The 24,670-nt window shown below is 42.8% G+C and carries 1 pseudogene; it reads left to right on the forward strand.

The features are described 5' to 3' along the window. Positions 1 to 825: 825 nt before the first annotated feature. Positions 826 to 24,624, forward strand: a pseudogene (locus FD725_RS29235) (CARDB domain-containing protein); the annotation flags it as partial. Positions 24,625 to 24,670: the final 46 nt, after the last annotated feature.

Raw genomic sequence — 24,670 nt, forward strand, 5'->3', positions numbered from 1 at the left:
ATGTCAGGGATGAATGAGTGGTTGCCAAGTACCGACTCACTGCTGTCTCTTGACGGGGCGATAAAACCCGTCATTGAAGATCCATTAAAATTGAGTCAAGGGCTAGGAATTTCTGCCAATAATCCTACGACAGCAACTGTTGGCTCTCCTAGTACAGACCTGATTATTGATACATCATTATCTTCAAGTTCTTTCTTAGAACAATCATCTAACGTAGTTCCAGTTCTACCAGTTTTGGGGCAAACCTTAACTAATATCACAACTGCTAACTATGACTTGATTACAGGTATTAAGGAAAATGAACCATTAGTGGGCTTCTTAGAAGAAGACGGAACTACTCAAAAGTTCCTGAGTGCTACTGCCAAAATAGAAGAAAGCAATATTACTCAACCACCGCCCCAAGCTCAAAATAGCATTCTTAATTTATTCAGTAGCACAAATAACAACCAATATTTAAACCAACTAACACCAGAAACATTAGAAATATTCCGTATTGAAGCGATCGCACGTTGGGCTAGTATAGGTATTACACCAGGACAACAAGGCATTCTCCAAGAAGTACAATTGGTAATTGCTGACCTACCAGGATATAAACTGGGCATAACACAAGGGTACACTGTTACCCTTGATACTGATGCTGCTGGTACTGGGTGGTTTATTGATGATTCCCCGGCAGATGATGCAGAATTTAGCGACCTTATTTATACAACTCAACGACAAGCAATCGAAAGTGACCCAGCTTTTGTCCGTGTAGATTTACTTACAGTCATTCTACATGAATTTGGACACGTATTGGGACTGTCTCACTTAGATTCTCACTCAGTTATGAGTGAGGCATTGTCAACAGGAACAAGACGCTTACCCACACAGCAAGTTTTAGCAAACATTACAGTAAATGAACCAGTCAATGACGCACTTGAATTAGGTTTACCCACAATTTCTGCTCATGATGGCACAATTAACGGTACTTTAAGTACAGATGATAGAGTTAATCCTACCCGGAACGGTCAATACAGTGATGATTACCAATTAATTGATTATACAGTTGGTAAAGTTGTTACCCTCGATCTATCCGCACCTAGTTTTGACACCTATTTACAACTGATTAATGCAGATACAGGGCTAATCATTGCTGAAGATGATGACTCTGGATCTGATTATAACTCACTGCTCAGATTTACTCCTGTTGATGGCATTAATTACATAGTTAGAGCTACCAGTTATGGTAGTGGTAGCACAGGAACATACACTATCTATGCAACGGTAGGATTGCCAGATTTGGTAGTTACAGTAGCCACAGCACCCACAACAGCCCCAGAACGTAGCATAGTGACCTTAAGTTGGACTGTGACCAACCAAGGAGAAGCACGAGCCACAGACAACTGGTATGACTACGTTTACCTATCAGACAACACCGTTTTTGACAATTCAGACCGCTATATAGGTAATTTCACTAGCAGCAATCAAATACCACTAGTCCCTGGTGCTAGTTACACAAGCACTCAAGACATGGCGCTACCAGAACGCATAGGGGCAGGAAAACAGTATTTGCTATTTGTAGCTGACTACGGTAATAACATAATTGAAGAAAAAGAAACCAATAATGTCAGGGCAGTGCCTATCGATATAACTTTACCGGATTTGGTTGTTACAGAAGCAACTGCACCCATTGCTGTTACAGTAGGTAGTACTGCTGAAGTATCTTGGACAATACTAAACCAAAGCAATGTACAAGCAACTCACCCTTGGTACGACCATATTTACCTCTCCAATGACCAGACTTTGGATTGGTCAGACACGCAAATAGCTGGGTTTGATTCAGGTACACCACGCACATCTGTTGCCCCAGGGGATACTTATACCTTAACCAAGACTGTTAAAATCCCCAATACTGCTTTAGGTAGTCGTTACCTGTTATTTGTAGCCGATGCAAATAATAATCAATACGAAACCAACGAAACCAACAATATTAAAGCAATTTCCGTCCAAGTTAACGCTCCTGACTTAATTATTTCTAATGCCTCTGCACCCACCACAGCAACAACAGGTGAACAAATTACTGTCAACTGGCAAGTAACAAACCAAGGTAATGTAAGTGCTGATGCCAATTGGTATGATTACTTTTACTTATCAGATGACCAAATTTTAGATGGTGCAGACCAGTATATTAGCTACAAGTGGATAGATGACAAAACTCCTCTAGCTAGTAATACCAGCTACACCGATGGCTATGACTTGACTATTCCCACCTATGCTAAAGCCGGAAATCAGTACCTGTTATTTGTTGCTGACCGTTATAATTACCAAGGTGAAACGAACGAAGACAACAATGTTTACTCAGTTCCCATTTACATTAATAGCCAATCACCAGATTTAATCGTTTCCAATACCATAGCTCCTACGACCGCTAACCCTGGAGATAGTATAGATGTTTCTTGGACAGTCAAAAACATTGGAGAGACAAACGCTACTAGTGGTAGGTATGACAACGTTTACTTATCTTACGACCCAGTTTATGATTATTCGGATATCTACCTCACTGAAGACTATAATTCAATCGAGTTATTGAAAGATGATACGTACAACATGGGGAGGAGTGTAACACTTCCCAGTTATGGAATTGGCAGTCCAGGAAGACGCTATTTACTGTTTATTACCGATACTTACAATTATCAAAGAGAAACTAACGAAAATAATAACCTTGTAGCTATACCCATCATTATTAATGGAGAAAGTGCAGATTTAGCAGTCTCAGCAGTGACAGCACCAACTCAGGCTATTGTTGGTGAGAAAATTTCCCTAGAGTTGAGCGTTACTAACCAGGGAACTTTAGCAACTTCTAGTTCTTACTGGTACGACTATATCTACCTGTCGAGTAAACCAACATTAGATAATTCGGCTATCTCTTTAAATAGTATTTATTCAGCGCAATACCACTCGTACCAACCTCTAGCACCAGGAGCTAGTTATACCGTCAAACAGGATATTAATCTACCGAGTAATATCTATGGCAATCAATACCTGTTGTATGTTGCAGATATAGATAACTACTTAAATGATGCAGATAGGTCTAACAATATTAGAGCAGTACCCATCAAGATTGACGCTCCCGACCTCGTAATTTCCAATGTTACTGCTCCTACTCAGGGTTATGCGGGAGCGCAGATAGAAGCGAGTTGGACAGTGCAGAACCTGGGGGATAGCCGTGCATTGCCACCCCAAGGGTACTATGACTATTTATCTGATGCGGTGTATTTGTCGGATGATGACACCCTTTCTACCTACACTGACACATTACTAAAGAATGTATCAATACAAAAGTTGTTGCCGTTAGAAAATGGTAATAGCTATACGGTAAGACAACTGCTTTCACTACCTAATAATATAACCAAAGGTAGTAAGTATTTGCTGTTTGTGACAGACCAAGACAATGCGTTGGGTGAATTAAGTGAGAACAACAATGTTAAAGCAATTCCTATCAGCATTGTTGACAAAGATCCCAATTTATCATTACTGCAAACAGATAGTCCCGTCCAAAACCAAAATAGTTCTCAGCCTGCTACTAACCCTAACACAGCCACTTACATCCCCTTAGCTGGTAGTTCAACAACAGGATTGTTAGGGCAATACTATATTTTAGACGGCAATCTTACTACTTTTCCTGATTTCAGCACTTTGCAACCAACTTATACCAGAGTTGACTCACAGGTTGAATTTAGCTTAGAAAATAACAGTTTTGCTGGCATTCCTAATTTAAAAGATAATTTTGCGGCTCTGTGGACAGGAAAAATCAACATTACCACAGCCGGAAACACAACTTTTTATACCAATAAAAGATATTACTCTGATAGTAGTAATCGTCTTTACATTGATGGGCAATTAGTCATCAATAATCAGGGATATTATCAATCAGAAGCTTCCCAAACAATTAACCTGACACAAGGCGAACATGATGTCCGCTTGGAATTGTTTGCACCGAGACAATACTATTACTACGACAGAGGAAGCGCTGTCAGCCTCAGTTATACTCCTACGGGTGGCAATAGGCAGGTAATTCCCAGCAATGCCTTAATACCTACAAATCTCACACCTCCAGCAAACTTATCCGATTTAACAATTGGCAGTGTTGTTGCTCCATCCGTAATTACTCCTGGGCAAACCATTAGTACGAGTTGGACTGTCACTAACCAAAGCAGTAGCACTACCCAGAGTAATTGGTATGATAGAGTATATATTTCAGACGATGCTAGCTTTGACAGTAAAGATATTTTATTAACAGGGGTGACTGGACGGGCTAATTCACCTCTAGCGGCTGGTGATGATTACATCCAACCCCAGAACATCTACATTCCTACCAATGTTGGGTTAGGGAATAAATATTTGTTATTTATTACTAATCCAGATAATACAGAGATAGAAACTGAACGCACAAACAATGCCTATGCTTTACCAATTACCGTCACTAACCCAGATTTAATTATTACACAAGCAACAGCTCCAACAACAGCTGCTGAACGTTCAGAGATTACACTCAACTGGACAGTGAAAAATCAAGGGAGTGTACCAACAATGCAGCCCTACGGTTTATATGATTCCGTTTATCTTTCTGACAACACTGTCTTTGATAATTCAGACCAATATCTAGGTGCGGCAACTGGTGCTAATCTGCTACCGGGAGAAAGTTATAACCAAACTCAGACTTTCGCTTTACCACAGAAAACAGGCTCAGGGAAATGGTATCTGCTTGTAGTTACAGATAACGACAATTATCAAAGGGAAATCTCAGAAACTAACAACGTCTATGCCATTCCCATTGAGATTACTATTCCCGACTTAACTATTACTGGTAGTAATACTCCGACAACTGCGGCAGTAGGTGAAACAGTTAGTGTGTCTTGGACATTGAAAAACGCAGGAGACGTACCAGCAGCAGCATATTGGTATGACGGAATTTATCTGTCCGATGACACCAAATTTGATCCTACAGACACTTATGTTTACAACGTAGGACGCAGTGACTCTTCTGCCTTAGCCGCAGGTGTTAACGAGGTTCGCACAAAAGATATTGTAATTCCCAATTCCAAATTAGGGCAACGTTATTTACTGTTTGTAGTCGATGGTGGTAATAATCAAAGTGAAACCGACGAAACTAATAACGTCTGGGCAACTCCTATAACTATCACTGCTCCTGATTTAGTAGTATCTGATGCTACAGCCCCTATTTCGGCTGGGCTGGGGGAATACATCTCAGTTTCTTGGACAGTAAGCAACCTTGGAGATGTTGTTGCTGGCACGAACCAGTGGTACGATTCTATTTATCTCTCTGATGATGCAATTTTTGATGGCTCAGACCAAGGCATCAATAATAGATGGATTTATGAAAAAACTCCATTACCAGCATCATCTAACTACAAAATTACACAAGATATTATTATTCCTGCATATGTTAAAGCTGGTAATCGTTACTTGCTGTTTCTGACTGACCGCAATAATTATCAAGGAGAAACAAACGAAAACAACAACTTCAAAGCAGTTCCCATCTACATTAAAGCTGCGGACTTAGTAGTAACTGATGCTAGTACTTCAGCCACTACTGTAACTCCTGGTTCTACCCTCGAACTTGCATACACCGTAAAAAATCAAGGACAAGCTGCGACAGTCAACAGTAGATGGTACGATCACATTTATTTATCTTACGACCCAGTTTATGACTACGCAGATACGCAACTTGCCAATCGTTTGATTTCACAAACCCCTACATTAGCTGCTGATGGCAGTTACTCAGGGAGCAACATCAGCGTTACCCTACCCAACAATACAATAGGTCAACCAGGTAATCGTTACTTACTATTTGTTACAGATAGTGATCGAAGTCAAACTGAAACTGATGAGAGTAACAATGTTAAGGCAATTCCCATTACTATCACAGGTAATAATGCCGACTTAGAGGTGACAGCAGTATCAGCTCCCACAGTAGTATCAACGCAACAAAAAGTATCAGTCTCTTGGACGGTAAAAAATACAGGCTCGTTAGCAGCAACAAATGGCAATGGTGGCTGGTATGACCATGTTTACATCTCTAATGATAGTAATTTAGATGCCAGTGACATTAATCTCTATAATGATTATTATTATTCAGGCGGGACTTCCAACTCACTAGCGGTGAATGGAACATATACTCGGACTCGTGATATTACAATTCCTCAAGGACGCTCTGGTAGTCAATACTTACTGTTTGTTACAGATGCTTACAATTATCAAAGCGACCTAAATAAAGCAAATAACATCCGTGCAGTCCCGATTACAGTCCAAACTCCCGACTTGGTAATTACTAACGCCACAGCCCCAGTTAGGAGCTATCCCAATTCGCGTATTGAACTGAGTTGGACTGTGAAAAACCAAGGTAATACTAGTGCGATCGCAGATTGGTATGATCGGATTTATTTGTCAGATGATGAAACTTTAAATATTTATAGTGATACCTTACTTAAAGAAGTATTCACAAGTAATTTAACACCTTTAGCGGCTGGGGATGATTACACTATTAGTCAACTACTAACATTGCCTAGCAACATCGCAATTGGTAGTCGTTATTTGTTATTCGTTACAGATGCCAACAATGCCCAAGGAGAAGGTAATGAAAACAATAACATTAGGACAATTCCCCTAATTATTGGTGATAATGACCCAGACTTGGTAATCACTGCTGCCACTGCTCCTAGCACTGCTATTTTAGGAGAAACCATCACAGTTAACTGGAGTGTCAACAACCAAGGTAATAGAGAAGCGGCAACAGACTGGTCTGATACGATTTACTTATCCGATGACCAGACTCTTGATGCCAGTGACATTACTGTTTTCTCCCAAAGTGTTGCTGACAAAACTCCACTAGCAGTAAATGGTATTTACGATTATAGCCGCAGTATCATTATTCCCAACACTACAACCGGGAATCGCTACTTGCTATTTGTTGCCGATGCTCTGAAGCAGCAAAGTGAAAGGGACGAAACTAACAACCTCCGGGCAGTGCCAATTACCTTAACTGCACCGGATTTAGTCGTCAGTAGTGCCAGCACCACCATGACTACTGCTAGTTGGGGAGAAACTATCCAAATTGATTGGACTGTCACCAACAATGCCACTGTCGCCGCAGCAGCTAATTGGAGCGACCAAATCTATATTTCTGATGACACCACCTTAGATGGGACTGACAAATTTGTTGCCACCTTCAGTGCATCTGCTCAAGTTCCTTTAGCTGGTGGTAGTAGTTATACACAATCTAACAAGAACATCACTATTCCCAACTATTCAGGAACTGGGAATAAATATCTGCTGATTGTGGCAGATGCCAACGATGCTCAAGGGGAAACTGATAATCAAAATAACATCAAAGCCATTCCTTTTGAGGTAAAGGCAGCTAATCTCCAAGTTAGCAATGTTAATGCTTCAACAACAGCCACCTGGGGTGAAAGAATCGATGTTGCTTGGACAGTAATTAATCAGGGTACAGGTAATGCCTTAACAGATTGGTGGGACTACGTATATATTTCTAGTAATCCTACCCTAGATAGTAATGATGTTTACTTAGGTAATTTATCAGCCGCCCCGCAAAGTCCTTTAGAAGCTGGTGGTAGCTATAGTAAAAATCTTGATGTGATTATTCCCAGCGTCACTCCAGGAACTTGCTACTTATTAGTTGCTAGTGACAACTATGGCAACCAACAACCAGAGAGTAATGAAACAGATAATGTACGTGCTGTTGCCATAGAAGTACAAGCTCCGGATTTGATTATCTCTGCTCTCACAGCACCGACCGAAAGTATTTTGGCGGCAACTATTCCTGTGACTTGGACAATAACCAACCAAGGAAATGGCGCTGCTGTTGCAGATTGGTGGGACTACGTTTACTTGTCAGCCGACCAAACCCTTGATTACAATGACACTAATTTAGGCTACCGATGGACAGGAGATAAAACCCCACTAGCAGCAGGGGCAAGTTACACGGCTAGCTTAGATGTAAGAGTTCCTAATGTCAGTGCCGGCACTTGGTATTTATTATTTGCCGCAGACCAAAATAATTACCAATCAGAAACGAACAATAATAATAATGTTAAAGCCGTTGCCATAGAACTGGGTGCGCCGGATATTGAACTAACTGCTGCCACTGCACCTATTACTGCCAGTCCTCTGGAAATGATTCAAGTTGGTTGGACTGTCACTAACACAGGAAATATTGTCGCTCCGGCAGACTGGTATGACTATGTTTACCTATCGGATGATATAACTGTTGATGCCAACGATATTCAACTGAACTACCTCTTGGCCGATGATAAAACACCTCTGAGTGCTGGTACTAGCTATACTCGTAGCTTGCAAGTTACCATTCCTAACACAGCAAGTGGCAACAAATATTTGCTATTTGTCACTGACGGCAGTAATACTCAAGGTGAGAGTAACGAAAACAACAATGTGCGGGCTTTGGCGCTCTCTGTGAACACTCCAGATTTAGTAATCACAACTGCACAAGCCCCAGAACGCGCCATTCTGGGCGAGGAAATTGATGTCACTTGGACAGTGAGCAATACTGGTAATGGCTCGGCTTTTGCTGACTGGTACGACAGCATTTATATTAGTAACGACACCAAGCTCGATGCCTCAGATACTTACGTGACTGACATCTGGACTGGACAAAAAACACCATTAGGGCTGGGAGCCAGCTATACTTTGGCTTCTAAAATTACTGTACCTAATACTACTACAGGTAATCGCTACCTATTGTTTGTCGCTGACCGCACTAACAATCAAAGAGAAACCAACGAAGCCAATAACATTAAAGCTATTCCCATCATTTTAGGTGCTGTTGACCTCGTACCAACTATCACTTCATCTCCAAGCACAGCCACATCTGGTACAAATGTATCTTTGAGTTGGGCAGTAAATAACACAGGTGATGCAGCAGCAACAGGCAATTGGGTTGACCGCATATATCTATCTCAAGACAACAAGTTCGATACTAGCGATTTCTTCCTAAAAGAACGCAACTATAATGGTTCACTTGCTTCCCTTAGCAGTTACCAAGGTCAAGTTAACCTTGATTTGCCCATAGATGTCAGTGGTAACTACTATCTGCTGGTAGTAAGCGATGCCAATAAACAAGTCATTGAACTCAATAGCGAGGACAATAATGTTGCGGCTTCTGCCATTAATATTGCACTAGCTCCTTACGCAGATTTAGCAGTTTCTAATGTGACTGCACCAGCATTAACAATTGGCGACCCAGCACAGGTAACAATTGGCTGGACAGTCAATAACATCGGCAATGGTGTTGGTAAAACTAGCACATGGGTTGACAGAATTATTGCTTCTAGAGATGGCATTGTCGGTAATAGTGATGACATTCTCATAGCTAGTTTCTCTAATCTCAAACCGCTAAATGTCGGAGAAAATTATACCCGCAGTGAAAAAATCAGGCTTGCCCCTAATTTCCAGGGACAATATCAACTGTTCGTCCAAACTGATGCTACAGGTGTTGTCTTTGAGAATGGTTCCGAGGGAAATAATATTGCTACTGCCAATAATACCTTCAGCGTAGTTCCCATTCCCTATGCCGACTTAGTAGTCTCAGGATTACAAGCACAAGCAACCGCAAACAGTGGACAGAAAATGCAGGTTTCTTGGACTGTAACTAACCAGGGTATAGGTATAACTAATAGTAACTCCTGGAGCGATCGCATTCTCCTCGCCAGTGACCCAGAAGGGAAAAACATCATCGCCGACTTAGGCAGCTTTGAACAAGTAGGAGCTTTGACAGTAGGTGGTACTTATAACCGTGCAGTGGAAGTCACCTTACCCAATGGTCTAAACGGTACTTATTATCTAGTTGTCACCACAGGCGGCCCCTTTGAATTTATCTACAACAACAATAATAGCCGCATCTCCAATGCCGTCGCCGTCAACCTGACCCCACCGCCTGACATAATTGTAACTAATGTTACTTCTCCCACCACAACAGTACAATCCGGCAACAAAATTGACGTATCATGGACTGTATCCAACTCTGGCACAGGTGATGCTATCAGTACATGGACAGATAGTGTTTACCTCAGAGAAGCAGGCAACCCCAGCGCCCAATTAATTGGTTTAGGCAGCTTTACTTACGGTAACGGTCTCCAGGCTGGGAAATCCTACACCCGTGCCGAACAATTCGTCCTCCCTTCTACTCTGCAAGGTCTGTACGAAGTTGTCGTCAAAACCAACACTAGCAATTCTCTATACGAACATGGTGCTACTAGTAACAATACCACCACAGCAACCAACACCATACAAGTCAGCCTTGCTCCCCGTCCTGACTTGCAAGTCAAACAGATTATTGCCCCGACAACCGCCAACGCAGGTGGGACAATCTCTCTAGAATTTATTGTTGCCAACGAAGGCACAGTTGCCACCACCAGCCCTAACTGGCAAGACCGAGTTTACTTATCCTTAGATAACCGCATTAGCTACGATGACCTATCCTTGGGTAGCTTTAGTAATGCCGCTGCCTTAGAAGCTCTTGAAAGTTACCGCACCCAAGCCAATACACTAGTCATTCCCAAATATTTCCGAGGCAAAGCCTATCTCATTGTCCAAGCAGATGCTTCTGGTAGTCAAGACGAATATCCACAAGACGGCAACAACACCTCATTTGTGGAACTGAATATCAATTCTCTACCACCCGCCGACCTCGTTACCAGTAACGTCGTCGCTCCTACCCAGGCATTTGACGGTTCCAGAATTAAAGTCCGCTATAGTGTCACCAACAATGGTATCGGTGAAACCGACCGAGATAGCTGGACTGATACTATCTGGTTAACCCGCGATAAAAACCGTCCTGCTCCTGTTAACAGAGAAGGAAAATCTGAAGATATTTTATTAACCAGCGTTGGACATAGTGGCTCTCTAAAAGTCGGTTCTAGTTATGAAAGCGAAGTGGAAGTTACTATTCCTGGGCAAATTGCAGGTGAGTGGTACATTACACCTTGGACAGATGCTTACAACATAGTTTTAGAAGATACATTATCTATTAATAACAATCCTGACGACCCTAACGAGCTAGACAACAACAACTATAAAGCTCGACCAATTACAATCCTACTGACACCGCCACCAGATTTGGTCGTCACGTCAGTAACACCAACAGCACAAGCCATTGGTGGACAGCCATTTAGTGTCACCTGGACAGTACAAAACCAAGGTGCTAACGGTACAGGACAAACTAACTGGGCTGACTACATTTATCTATCTGATAGTCCTACCCTGAATGCACCAGCAGCTAAACAGTGGTTTTTAGGTAGTGTAGAACGTTCTAGCAGTTTAGGCATGAACGAAAGCTACACCGCCCAGTTGAATACAATCTTGTCGCCTGGTGCTACCGGTAGCTACATCATCGTCCAAACCAACTCAGACAACAGACTTTGGGAAGGGCCTTATCTCAATAACAACTTGCGGACAGTAGAAACCAACGTTACCAGTACGCCTGCTGACTTAATTGTTACTAATGTTAAAACCCTAGCGCAAAACTTTTCTGGAGAACGGACAAGCGTTGAGTGGACAGTACAAAATATCGGTGCAGATATTGCCTCGCAGACACGCTACTGGTATGACGAAATCTGGATTTCCCCTGATTCTACCTTTATTCCTGGAAGAGCCACAAAAGTTGGGTTTGTTCCTTACAGTTCCCCGCAGCCTTTACGTACAGGTGAAAGTTACACTCAAAGGCAAGATGTGACTCTGCCTGCGGGAATTGATGGCGAGTATTATATTTACGTCAGCACCAATTACAGCTACGATTACTACACCCAACAATTCCGAGGCAGCATACCAAATGGTGGTGATAACGACTCAACCCGTCGTAGCTTTGAGTACCGGGTCTATGAAAACCCTGCCAATAATTTAGGCAACGCACTCATACCCGTTACTTACAAAGAACCTGATTTACAAATTACCAATCTTGTAGTACCGCAAACACCACCTACCTCTGGTCAAACTATTCCCATTAGTTGGACTGTCAGCAATACAGGAGGGCGCGATACTCGACAAACTTTATGGTATGACCGCATCTACCTGTCTCGTGACCAGTCCTTAGACTTGAATGATACATTACTGGGACAATTTACCCGTCGTGGTGGCTTAAAACAGGGAGAATCATACACGGGTAGTAGTGAAGTTGTGCTGCCTGATAATATTGAAGGCAACTTCTACCTGCTAGTATTTACTGACTCCAACATTGATGGCGGATCATCTGTTAACTTTGAATCCTCCATCAACCCAACTTTGGCTCGTGTACCCGAATTTCAGCATGAAGGCAACAATATTACTTTTGCGCCGTTGTCAGTCATCTTGCAACCACCAGCCGACTTGCAAGTCACGTCAGTACAAATTCCCCAACGCACGACTAGTGGACAAGCCTTGAATCTGGTGTACACAGTGACAAATCAGGGTGCAGGGAATATACCCAACAGCCAAAGTCGCTGGAATGACTTGATTTATCTATCGCGCGACCAATTCCTAGATTTGCAAGCAGACCGCTATTTAGGATATGTAGAACATACAGGTGGCTTAAATGCTGGTAGTAGCTACACAAACAACCCAACTCTACAACTCCCCAATGATCTTGTTGGCTCCTACTACGTCTTTGTCATCACCGATGCCCCGCAATATAATGTTCGCGGTGTCGTATTTGAAGGAAATAACGAAGGCAACAACGCTACTGCTAGTACCCAACCTTTAGTATTAGAACTACCACCACCAGCAGACTTACAAGTTGATCAAATCACCTTACCCAGTGCTGCTAAATCTGGCGAACAAGTGCAGATTAGTTGGCAAGTCACTAACTATGGTGATAATCCAGCTAACGGTCAATGGAGTGATGCCGTTTACCTATCTACAGATGCGATTTGGGACATCAGCGATCGCCTAATGGGACGAGTCGGCTACAGTGGTAACTTAGCAAGCAACACCTCTTATACTTCAACCCTGACAACTACTTTACCACCAGCCACCCCTGGACAGTATCGCATTATCGTCAGACCAGATATCTTCAATCAAGTTTACGAAGCTGATTTAGAAACCAATAACCGCACCTCCTCTGCTGATACTCTAAATGTAACAGTCGAACAGTTGCAATTAAGTGTACCTTTAAATACCACACTTAACACCGGACAAGAACGACTATTCCAAATTAACGTCGCCGCAGGTCAAACCCTGCGAATCAACACCACCTCATCCGCCTTGAATGCTGCTAATGAAGTGTTTGTCCGTTACCAACAAGCACCAACTAGTATTGTATATGACGCTGCTTACACAGGGGAATTAGGGCCAAACCAATCGGTGATCATTCCGACTACCAAATCAGGTACTTATTACGTCCTGGTACGTGGTTATTCCCAACCCAGCAATAATACTCCTATTAGCCTCCTAGCCGACGTTCTGCCCTTTGGAATCACTGATGTCATGACCGACCGAGGTGGAGATGGTCGCTATGTTACTACAAATATTTTAGGAGCGCAGTTCCAGCCGGGAGCAATTGTCAAGTTAGTCCGTCCCGGAATTGCTGAGTATATTCCAGTCAAATCTCAAGTCATTGACAGCACAAAAATTACAGCCATCTTTGACCTTAGCAATGCACCCCACGGGCTTTATGATGTAAAAGTGATCAATCCCGATGGTCGAGAAGCAATTGTACCTTACCGCTATTTAGTCGAACGGGCAATTGAAGCGGATGTCACCATTGGGTTGGGAGGGCCGAGCGTTTTAGCACCAGGAGATGTCGGTACTTATGGTGTATCTGTACAAAGTTTGACTAATATTGACACACCTTATGTACATTTCTCCATTGGCACACCAGAATTAGGAACAAACGTAGATGTCTTTGGTCTGCCTTACACAGAATTTAGTTCTAATCTGCGGGGGAATCCTGAAGGCAAATTACAGGATGTACCTTGGGCTAGCCTCATCTCCGATATCAATACCAACGGTGAAATTATAGCTCCTGGTTACGTCCTCGACCTGCCCAATGCTGGGTTTGTCGGGCGCACATTTAACGTGCAAACTTACCCAGGACTACAAGCAGAACTAGCCAAAGACCCCAAAGCTTTAGAAGAAGTTCCCGACGATGCAATTGCTTTCAGGTTCCACATTTTAGCCACAGCAACGGCGATGACTCGTGATGAATTTATCGCCCAGCAAACAAAACAAGCACTTTTACTCCGAGATGCCATCCTCAAAGACCAAACTGCATCTCAAGCTTTAACTGTGCTGGCGGCTAATGCTACCACCTGGACAAATGCCTACTTGGCTGCATTAGAAGCAGCAGGACTGTTGCGGGAAGCAGATGCAGCGCCTCCTATCCGCGAAAACCCACAAGTTATCAGTTTAATGGCAACTCTTGCTACTGGGTTGTTGCTGGGGCCAGCAGGCAGTGAAATTATCTCCAATGGTAATTTGATTAGCTTCTTTGAACAAGTCCGCAAGTGGTACGGTCACAACCCCAACTTGCAAGGACAGGCATCGCCACCCAACCCGCAACAGTTTGATTTAGGGTTGTCGCGTCAAACCCACGTCCAATCATTTAATGTGTACGTTCCTTTTGGGGAAGCCAGAGAAGAGTTACCCCAAGGTGTTGCCGTACCGCCACCTAATTTCGCCAGTTTCTTCAATGCTGTCGGCACAATTAGTAACCTTGCCACTCTCACCGGCCCAGTAGGATTTGGAACAGAAAATATCGTACCTTTAGGTGCAGCACTCCCCTACACCATCCGCTTTGAAAATGCTGCCACAGCTGCAACTGCGGTAGGCGAAGTCAGGATTGTAACTAAACTCGACTCAGATATCGACCCCCGTAGCTTCCAGTTGGGTGATTTACGGTTGGGTGATATTCAAGTCCACATTCCCGCCGGACGTGCTACTTTCTCTGGTGATTTTGACTTTATTCGCAGTAAAGGATTTGTCCTCAGAGTCAATGCTGGACTAGATGTGATATCTAACACCGTCACTTGGCTAATTCAAGCAATTGACCCCAATACCGGGGAAGTCATGCAAAACCCGAAAATTGGGATTTTGCCACCTAATAATGCCAATGGGGTCGGTAGTGGTTTTACTAGCTACACCGTACTACCGAAAGCTGACAGTACTACAGGTACAGAGATTGTTAGCTCGGCGCGAGTGATTTTCAACACCACTGCTCCCATCGATACAGCACAGGTGACTAACATTATTGATGGTGTTGCCCCAACAACTACATTAACGGCAACACCTTTGGTGGCTGGTGGTTCCGACTACTTGGTGAAGTGGACAGCAACTGATGATAGTACAGATGCGGGAGTTAAGCACGTAACCGTGTATGTAGCAGAAGACGGTGGTAACTACAAAATTTGGCAGCAGCAGACTACGGAAACGAGTGCTGTTTACAGTGGTCGTGCTGGACACAGTTACGAATTTTTGGCATTGGCAACCGATAATGCGGGGAACAGGGAACAACCAGGACTGGGCATTAGTGTACCAAATGACGGCTTCCAAACCAATTTAGGTACGTTACCAACAGTAGAAAAGACCACTGTGCCGGATTTAGGTACTGCCCCCGCACCCACATTAGAAGCATCCACTAATCAACTATTTTTAGAAGCAAAGCAAGGTATTCCTGCAAGTATTCCGGCTACCAACGCATCTGAATTTAAGAACATTCTCCGTCCCTTTGCTGCCACAGCTTTTGCTACAGGCATTCGCACCAGCCACGCTGATATTGCTCCTTTAGCAATTACAATCCTTGAGGATGGCTCAGTTTTAGCCAGTGGTGGTGCTAATCGTGGTTCATTATACCGCTTTGATCAGACTGGTGGTGTCGCCAGCACTCCCGTAGCTACATTATCCCAGCCAATTTTTGACATGGGTGTAGATGGTAATGGCACTCTTTGGGCAACTACAGGTGGCGGCCCCTTAGTGCAACTAAACCTACAAACTGGCAAAATTGTCAAGCAGTACGGCGATAGTATCACTCAAGCACTGGCGATCCAAAAAGAAACAGGACTAATTTATGTTTCTTCTGGCAAGGGCATTGAAATCTTCAATCCCCAAACCGAAACTTTCTCTCATTACAGTGACTTACGGGTAGATAGTTTAACGTTTGCACCAGATGGTAAGCTGTGGGCGACTACTTGGCCAGAACGTGGTGATATTGTTCGCTTTGATGCACAAGGCAAAGCTCAAAGAATGCTTTCTTTTGATAGCCCTGTTGATTCTATTGCTTTTGGCATGAAGGGAAGCCGTTTAGATGGGTTGTTGTTTGTTTCCAACAACAATACCAAAACGGGAACACAGCAGGATGGCCGCGTTTATATGGTTGACTTAGCAACCTTACAATACGTAACGTTGGCATCTGGTGGTAGTAGGGGTGAAAATATCGAGACGACAGCAGATGGTCGAATTTTACTAAGTCAATCAAATCAAATTGATGTATTTAGCCCCTTAATAGCACCAAAAGTTAAAGCCACGAATCCTGCACCCGATGCCATTGTTGCCTTGCCACAGGGGACAATTAGCATCACCTTTGACTCGGATATGTACGCTGGGACTGCTAACGATATCGCTTCAGTTCTTAACCCAGCTAACTTTGAATTAGTCAGTGCTAGTGATAAATTCACACCACAGTCAGTCCGCTACGATGCCCAAACCCGTACTGTACTGTTGGATTTCAATACCATTACCCCTGAACATTATGAATTGCGGGTATCCCAGAACCTCAAGAGTCTTGCTGGGGCAGAACTGATTGGGGGATACAAAGAGCAGTTTACAGCGATTTCGGATTTTTCAGCCCTAGTAGACTTCCAATTTAGCAATGCTCGTTCTGACCGCGCTAACGGGACAATTTCTTATGATGTTACGCTCAAGAGTAAGGCTGATTCTGACTTACTTCTACCAGTAATGTTGGTGCTTGACCCGCAAGAGTACTTTACAGGTGTACCAACAGGGGCGACACGCAGCACTACTGGCGCATACATGATAGATTTGCGGGACAATTTACCTGAAGGTGTGCTTAAACCCGGTCAGTCTACCACTTCCCGTACCATCACGGTTTATAACCCGGATGCACTGCGGGTGGAATTTACCCCTGGCATATATGCGCTACCTTATCCGAACCAAGCACCTATCATCACTTCTGCACCAGTATTAACAGCTTATTCTGGGCAGTCATATACTTACCAAGTGGCAGCTAATGACCCAGATGGGGCTGTGTTGGGGTATTTATTGTACGATGCACCCCAAGGTATGAGTGTTGACCAAAGTACAGGTTTAATTACCTGGACACCAACACAAATAAGCCCTGCAAGTAGCAATGTAACATTGCAAGTATATGACCTACGCGGTGCTAAGACAACGCAGACTTTTAGTTTGAATGTGGTAGGCGGGAATCACAAACCTGTATTTAATACTCCTGTTGTGAGTGGTGGAATTATTGTTTCATCTGCTGGGACAAATTCTGCTGCTACTCCAATTACTATCAAGGGTGCAGAAGGTAAGGCTTTACAAATTAAAGTACAAGCAACAGATAGCGATCTCCCAAAAACGACTAGCGGAAGCGATCGCCATCAGCTAATATATTGGGCAGATAACCTACCTAACAGTGCGATTTTTGACTCCGCCACAGGGATTCTGACTTGGACTCCAAGCTACACTGCTGCTGGCACTTACGAAAATGTACAGTTTACTGTGAGTGATGGTATAGAAAAAGTTACACAAACTGCCACTATCCTGATTGCACCCACTAACCAAGCTCCCACCTTAGTACGTCCAGCCAACACCATTATCCGTGAAGGTGAAAAAGTCCGCATTCAGCTCCAAGCAACCGACCCAGACATCACCAATCCTACTCCCTCACTCCCTCACTCCCTCACTCCCTCACTCCCACCCTCCCTCCTAACTCTAGCAACAGGAACACCTGGGACAGCAGGAGAAGCAATTAGCTACTCTACAAATACACCGCTTTTATCAACCATCAAAGCTGATTTGGGTGGTGCGGTGTTATGGAATGGTCAGACTACTAGTTTGGTTGGTAATGAACGCTTTACTTTTAGTCTCAGACATTCTGAACTACAGTCTACAGCTACAGATACGGTGCTGTTGGGTGTTGAGTTAGAGGGTAATATGACATTACCCACACTACAAGGTTTAACACCTATTGCCACACACAGCGATGCTAATGGTAGTTACGCACTATTCGCCGTCAATCGCGCTGGCTTAAACCTCATTGAACTCCCCAATACTTCCCCCACTCCCTCACTCCCCCACTCCCTCACTCTCTTCATAGCTGGTGATATCAACCGCGATGGTAAAGTTGATGGGGTGGATAGTGGACTGTTGGAGGGAGCAATTTCTTCTGGGGTTTACAATACTAGTTACGACTTCAACCGTGATGGTGTCATCAATGCTGCTGATGTCCAGATTCTGGGTAGTAATTATGGGTTTAGAGCGAATCAAGCCCCTGTGGTGACTCCCAAGCAGGTATTAACTCACGTTGATTTAGATACTACTGTGGCACTGAATGGGTTAGCAACTGACCCAGAAGGGGATGCGGTGTTCTTCCGGATTTTGAGTGCAGATAATGGCACGGCTTCCTTTACGGCTGATGGTAAGTCGGTGTTGTTTACGCCGAATGATGATTACTACGGTGCGGCTAGTTTTACCTTGGTGGCAGATGATGGTTATAGTATGTCTGCGCCTGTGAAGGTGGATGTGAATGTTAGTAATGCGGCGTTGGTGAATCTGGATTTTGCTCGCCGTGGTTTGCGGTTGAATGCTCTTGATAGTACCGAGTTGGTGGTGATTGGCGATTTTGCTGACCAGCAGGATGTTATACTACCGTATTCTTATTTGCAGTTGGCTTCAGATAATTCTGCTGTAGCGGGGGTGTCTCAGGGTGTAGTTACGGGGTTAAGCGATGGTGTGTCGGTGCTAAGTGCTTCCAGAAATGGTATCTCTGCGGTGACGGCGCTGCGAGTGGGTGAATTGAGTGCGCCTACGAATCAAGCTGAGTTTAATTTAGCACTGGCTGAAACCAATGGGCTAAATGTTTACCCGAAAGCGGTAACACTAGTACAAGGGATCACACGCAAATTATTGGTTGGTATCAATGAAATAATAGATTCGCCAGATTTAAGAACGGCAGCTTCTGGCACTCGCTACTTCGTTAGCAACCCCAATGTATTGCAAGTAACGCCAGATGGATTAATTACTGCAACAGATGAAGGAGTAGCGAATGTAACGGTTATTCATGGTGCAGCAGAGTATGTAGTTCCCGTGCAGGTAGAAATTCCACATCTCAACTCGGCGACTTTAGGTGTCAATGGTGGTGTGGTGCAAGCCATTGATGGGTCAATGGTTATGGTTGCTCCTGGTGCTTTAAAAGGAGAAAGTAATGTCAGCATTCAACAGATAAGTAAAGAGAACCTGACGACATTACCAATTACAGAGGATAAATTCTCAATTGCTGGAGCATTCAAGTTAGATTTAGGTGATAAACCTTTAGATATACCTGTCCAGTTGGCAATTCCCGCACCTGACGATTTAGCTGCTGGTCAAGAAGTTTTCTTTATCCGCCAAACAGAACTACCAGATGAAACTGGTACTCTAAAATCTGTTTGGATACTTGAAGAATCTGGGATTGTTGGCGATGATCGCATGATTCGCACTTCCTCACCACCTTGGGCAGGTGCATTTACCTCTGGAACATTTGCTTATATAGCTCCAAAAACTGATAACTCTGAAGTCATAGCTTTAGGTATAGTGACGAGCCTTGCAGCAGGATTTGCATTTGCAAAGCTTTCACCAAACATATTGATAGCAGGTGCTGTCATAGGAATTGGTTTAATTACATTTGGCTATTTGCTATCTGAGGGGCTAAATAAAAAAGATGTAGAGATAGTCTCAATACCACAAGTAGGGCTACCTTATACAACTAAAGCAAATATCCAACTAAACCTTGACCAAATTACCTCCAGGGTTACTCCTACTGCTATTATTCAAGTACCACCGCCCCCAGTAGTGACAAATATTACACCAGTAATTAAAAACGTAGCATTAGACTTTGATCAGCAAGGAGCATTTTTGCGTGTAACAGGTGATAACTTTGGAAACCAATCCGAAAACCTCACAGTTGATTTGAAATTTGGTTTTCAAACTTTTGAGCAACGCAACATCACCATACTAGAACCAGAAGTAGAAGAGGAAGAAGCAATAAAATTCCGTCTGCCTGATTTTGTCCCATACAACAATGACGTAAGCTTCAAAATTGTGCGGCGGACACCTTCGCAAATAGGAACACCCGTGGAGGAAGAAACTGAGCCAGTGAAGATTCCTATTCCCGTGTGTATTGAGACTGTTGTTACAGTCAATGCACTCAGCGATACCGTTAAATTAATTAATGGACTTAATCCCAAACAAGTAATTACAGATGCAGGTGTTGAAAATCTGTTATTAGCAAGTATTCCTGTGGGAACTCCTGATAAGAAAGATAACCCCAGGTATGTTGCTACCACCAGTAATGCCTCTCTTGCTTACATACCTTTAATGGGAGGAAGTGAAATTGCGGTAATAGATGTAGTAGGAATGCGAGCCTTGGATGTAGATCCCACTCAAGCAGGTATTAACTCCATTCGCTTACAAAATGCGGCTGGTGCTGCACCAGCAGATATTGTCATTCATCCAAATAATAAGTTTGCCTATGTAGCAGACAGAAACAGAGCGCAAATTTTTGTCATAGATATCGACCCTTCGTCACCAAATTATCATCAGCATATTAGTACTATTCCCGTGAATAATGCGCGGTCGGGAATACGCCAGATGGCAATGAGCAGTGATGGTACGCGCTTGTTTGTGACCATAGCAACTAGCTCTCAATCTGGTAAGGGTGTAATTTCAGTTATTAACATTGATCCCAATGACCGACCCCGTAGCCAAGCAAACACAAATACACGTAAATGGCATCAACAAATTGGTGAAATTGAAACATCAGCAGGCGTGGAAGGCATTTCTGCTACTCCTAATACCGATAAAATGATTTTCACTAATCGATTAAAAGATTTTGAAGGCTATGGGGTTTTGACAATTACCAACAACGATCCCAGTCAATTTAAAGCTACTACAAAGTATGCTCAGTTAAATTTAGGTAGTATTTATGATTATTTTGATGTCAATGAAGCAGTAGCCGTTTCAATGATACGTGATCCTGGCAATGGTGAAGAGTATGCCTTTGTTGCAGGACGCAATGGTCGTTTATTTGGCAATGAAATTGAAAGTATTGATGGGCCGAAAGCTGGTAGTAACGTTGGTATTATCAAAGACCCATTAAGCGATAACCCTCAATTAATTGCTGCTACTAGACCAGTTCCAATGGGGTTGACGCAAGACTTAGCTATCACTAGCGATAACCGATATTTGTACGCTACTAACCCAGGTGTTAACGGTACTTTCGTTTATGATGTCCAGGAAATTGTTAAAACCATTAAGGAAAAATCGTCTCAGCAGTTAAGTGAAAAGCCACTAGAAGAACTTAACTCTGCGGTAAGTATTGCCGCTAACTTTGGCTCTGGTCGCGGTGCTAATCCTCTTGGTATTGGTGCTTCTTTTGGGTTAGGAATAGCATCCACAAGACCTTTACTGAACTTGATTCAACCTATCCAGGTTACTAACGAAGAAACACTGACACCTACATTTCAATGGAATTTTGCGGGAATGACAGATGATGTATTAGATATATGTTATAACCCGACAAAAGAAGAAGATGTTAAAGAAGTTAATCTCTATGCCAGTGTATTTCCTAAAGGTCAAGGACTACTGCCAGAAGACAGGTGGAGAGAATTAAACGATCTGCCCCAAACAGATGACTACAACCCTAATCGCATATTGACGGCTAATTGGACTAAGAGTGTTGTAGCACCTTCAAATCAACAAGGGGTTTGGACTTGGAATGGTGGAAGTAAAATTGGCAGCAATGATGAATTTATGCTTCCCGAAAAATTAACATTAACTGCGAATCAGACCTATTATTGGGCTGTGGAGGCGGTTACTAATAAAGGCAAAAAATACGTCGTTGAAAATGGCAAATTTGAAACGCCATTACCAAAGGCTAAAAATAATGGAACATTTACTAATGTCACAATATTAACTCGTGGGATAGAACCAGTTTCTCAATATAAAGTTGATAACCAATTAGAGGCGATGGCTAAACACATTGCTGGAGAAGATGGTTCTGTATTGAAGTACGATGCAAAAACTGGTGAGTGGAAACAATTTGCTGGTAAGTCGTTACAAAAAGGTCAACCGTTAGTATTATTAGCAGATTGGATAGAAGCTGCTGCCGACCAAACTAAACTTTATAATGCGGGTTTTGCTGAAGCTGCCGCAGATACTTTATTTGCATCGCTAGTGAAGTTAGATCAAAAGAATGCTAATACTTTAGGAGATGATAAACAGGGAGCAATTTTTGATTCGTCATTACACTTTATCGGTTTTGGTCAAGGTGCGGTTGTTAATAGCGAAATTATTCAACGTTTAGGTACTTATTTCCCTAATGCAGGTGGGATTAGTCAAGAAAACCGCAACTTACAAATGACGACTATTGACCCTCATGATTTTGATGGCAACTCGTTATCAGGAAATGGATTGTTTGGAAGTATATACGATCCAAAAATCACGGTTTGGCAGAATGTCACTTATGCAGATAATTATTATCAAACAACTAGTGGTTCTCAAACATTGGATGGTCGGAAAATTGAAGACATTATCACAATTCCAAATACTTCTTTAATTTACCATTCCAATGCAGACTTCAACCTGGATCTTTCCAAGTTTGCTGGCTTTGATCAAGATAAAAATGGTAGTGTACATCAAAGTGCTTTAACTTGGTATGCCGGAACTGCTGACTTGAATGAAAGTAGATTACCAGCGTCTAACGGTGATGTTGTTTACCGTCGTCAAGGAGATTTGGCTGTAGCACAGAAAAATGAAATTACTAGTAGTAATACTCCTTGGTATATCCCTGAACATACTAAAGCAAATTTTGAACAAGGTGCTGTAAATGCTCCTTGGGAAGGAATTGGTACTGGTTGGTTTTATTCAGTTTTAGGTGGCGGTTCTCAACTGCGTCCGTATGAAGTTGGTGATAGTAATCAAAGCAAGAATCAGCTTGGCAATTTTGAACAATATTTGAAAAATAATCGCGTTGCTGTCAGTTACGATAATACTGCTCAAGCTCGGATGAGTGGTGATTTTGCAGTACCAACACTGTTCAATGGTAATTTTGATGCGATCTCTTTCAATGCTGGTGGACAACAATCTATCGCTGGCTGGTCTTTATACGGTGACAACGGTGGGGCTAATCAAATTACATCGCAAGCGGCTTTGAAAAAATGGACACAAATAACTGGTTTATACAATCGAGCTGATTATCCAGATAATTATGCTTTAGAATTAAGCTCTGGTCAAAGTATTGTTCATAACAGATTTGTTGTTCCTGATTGGGGTGTATTGCGATTCGATCTGCATACAGGAGATATAACAGCAGATGCGACTAATAAATTGCGAGTAACAATTCAAGCTGTGGATGGCAGCAGCGCAGATGTTTCGACTGAAATTAACCTTCAAGAAGCTCGTGGAACAGTAAGTGAGTACTTGGCGGATACGCGGCGAATTGGTTATGGGGAAAAAGGATTTGAGACGTTTACCTTAGATGTTCCAGATACGTTGCGTGGGAAAGTGGCAACTATTTCATTTGTGTTGGATGGTGGGAGTCCGGTTTATTTAGACAATGTATTCTTCAAGAGCCAGCATTTATTGCTGGGAAATCCAACACTAAATGGACAGGAAGCGAGACCAGATGTGTCTACAAATGCTGATAATTATCTAATTGAGAAGCCTCAGTACGCGCTTTCTTATAATTCCAGCGCGAGAATTCCAAACTGGGTTAGCTGGCAGGTCAATCAGTCATGGGTAGGTGCTGCGCCCCGACCAGGTGAAGAAGATGTTACTCCTGGCTATCCATATGGGCCAAAAGACTATCCCTGGATGCCAGATGCAATCCTTCCTACACAATTAACAACTGTTTTACCTACAAATTATTCAGCCGATCCTAATTATGATCGAGGACACCAAACGCCAAATGAACATCGTAATAGAAATCAAAAAGATCAGTTCTCAACATTTTTGATGACTAATTCCATACCACAATATTTCCAGACTCAGCGGACTGGGTCATGGCGTAGATTCGAGAATTTTAGTACCAGTCTTGTCAAAAATAATGGTCTTGAACTTTACAATATTTCTGGAGGAGCCGGAGTATACCCAAATTCTCCCTTGGAGCAAGTTCACGGAATCCAAACGCCTGACTCTATTTGGAAGGTAGTTGTGGTTCTTAATCCAGGTGAGACTTTAGAGGATATAAATGTCAACACACCTATTATCGCAGTTAACATTCCTAATTACGCTTCGCCATTTCCAGATGACCCAGATTTCCCAAATCCAGGTACAAGTGAGTGGAATATCTGGATAGAAACAATTGATCGAATTGAAGAACTGACTGGATTAGATTTACTTTCTAATCTCCCAGATGATATTGAACAATTCATTGAAAGTCGGAAATATG

This window comes from Nostoc sp. TCL26-01, assembly GCF_013393945.1.
Lineage (GTDB): Bacteria > Cyanobacteriota > Cyanobacteriia > Cyanobacteriales > Nostocaceae > Trichormus.